The sequence below is a fragment of the Levilactobacillus cerevisiae genome (genome assembly GCF_003946245.1).
Classification (GTDB): Bacteria; Bacillota; Bacilli; order Lactobacillales; family Lactobacillaceae; genus Levilactobacillus; species Levilactobacillus cerevisiae.
The window spans coordinates 1-1,986 of sequence record NZ_RHNN01000070.1 but is presented as its reverse complement, the minus strand read 5'-3'; the positions used below and the strand labels follow the sequence as shown (position 1 = coordinate 1,986).

The window sequence follows — 1,986 nt, the reverse complement described above, 5'->3', positions numbered from 1 at the left end:
AACGTGGCTTTACCGGTAGAATTAAGTGAATCCGAACAGAAAGAATTACTGACAAAATATGTGCAAGAAAATTTTGTCGATCAAGGTATGGTAGCTGACGTAGCAATTCATCGCGATCACCCAGACAATCCGCATGCACATGTGATGTTAACCAATCGCCCATTTAACCCCGATGGTAGTTGGGGATTAAAAGCAAAGACGCAGTACATTAAAGATGAAAATGGCAAGCAACTTTTAACCAAAAGCGGGTTTCCAAAACAAAGAAAAATTTGGTTGGTTGATTGGGATAAAAAGGAAAAAATTAATGAGTGGCGGCATAATTGGGCAACAAGTGTTAATCAGTCTTTAGCACAAAAAAATATTCCGGATCGGATTAGTGAAAAATCGTTTGTCGATCAAGGGATTCAAGAGACACCTACCCAACACGAAGGCATTAACAGCCAAAGAAAAAATCGAAAAGCATTTAATCAACAAGTTAGCGCACAAAGAAGCGCCCAAGCTAAATATCATAATCTTGACGAAAAGATTAGAAATCATGAACACTTTGACGCTTTAACTGACGAGCTATCATTCTCTGAAAAACACACAATTAGTCATCTAAGTCAGCAATTGAAAACCTATGTCGATTTAGAACATTTAGACGATAAACAGCGCATGCTATTTAATTGGAAAAACAGCTTATTAATCAAACATGCCATTGGTGAAGATGTAACCAAACAACTGCTGACTATTGACCAGCAAAGGACATCACTAGCACAAGCTAACCAGTTGTTAAATAAAGTGGTGGAACGAGCAACGAAAAATCTTTATCCGGAACTTAATTTTGAACAGACAACCGCAGCTGAACGACGGGAACTGATTAAAGAAACTAATAGTGAACAAACGATTTTTAAGGGTAGCGAATTAGCAGAACGGTTAGCGGATATTCGAAACGACTTATTAACCCAGCAATTATTGACGTTTACCAAGCGGCCATATACCAGCTGGCAGTTAGTTAATCAGCAGGCCCAAACAATTGAGAAGCAATTAACCACGGTACTAGCCAAACATGGTCACCAGTTAGACGATTTGAAGCATACTGATCGGGGCATGCTAGCCGCTTATCAACCTAACGAACTCGAATTCATTTCTAAAGCGGTCAAAGATTTACGGGTCATTCGGGAAGTTAAAGCCGTGGTGCAAACCCAATACGACAGCATTCTAACGACTGCTTTTCCGGACAGTGACCTCGATAAGCTAGAGACGATTGATAAGGAGCAAATCTATACCGCTGTGGTTTACTATGACCCAGAATTAAAGCCATTAAGCGCCGATGATCTTAGTCAATTGCAACAGCAGCCACCGGTAGTCTTTACTAGTCAGCAACACCAAGCTGGTTTGAATTACCTGTTAGGTAAAATGGAATTAAAAGATATTCAGAACCACCGATTACAACGGGTCTTAAAACATGATGGCACTCGGCAACTGTTTATCGGCGAATGTGGCCAAGATCCTAAGTTGGATCACAAACAAATTGAAATGGTGCAAGCCCGTTTGAAACAACAGACAACACGGTTTGATCAATATAAGCAAGACCAAATTAAGGACTATCAGGCCATTAATTATTACCCAACTAGCCCGAAAAACTACCTGACTAATATTTTGGACGAAGCCTTAATAACCATTTTATATGCGAAGAACACGGACTATCTAAGAAAGCAGCAACTACGTGGACTAAAGGAGACTGAGTGGGAAATGACGAAAAAGCAACGGCAACACCAAACTCGAAACCGGCATGAAGATGGGGGCATGCACTTGTAATCTAAATGTAAAATTAAAGGAGCCTATAAGTATTTGGTAGATTGTAAAATTAATCCGAACGCTGTTCGGACAAAAAAGATCAGCTTCCTTTAAAATGGTGTTTACCACAAAACCCATCTTTTAGGAGCTGATCTTTTGTCTAGTATAACCTATTCCGAACGAATTAAAATCGAAACCTTTTGTGAA

At 39.6% G+C, this 1,986-nt stretch carries 1 protein-coding gene; it reads left to right on the top strand.

Annotated elements, in window-relative coordinates; all coding sequences use genetic code 11:
- On the top strand, window positions 1–1,800 hold a 1,800-nt coding region (locus EKM99_RS15575), incomplete at its 5' end, for a MobA/MobL family protein (protein ID WP_125584207.1).
- Window positions 1,801–1,986 lie beyond the last annotated feature (186 nt).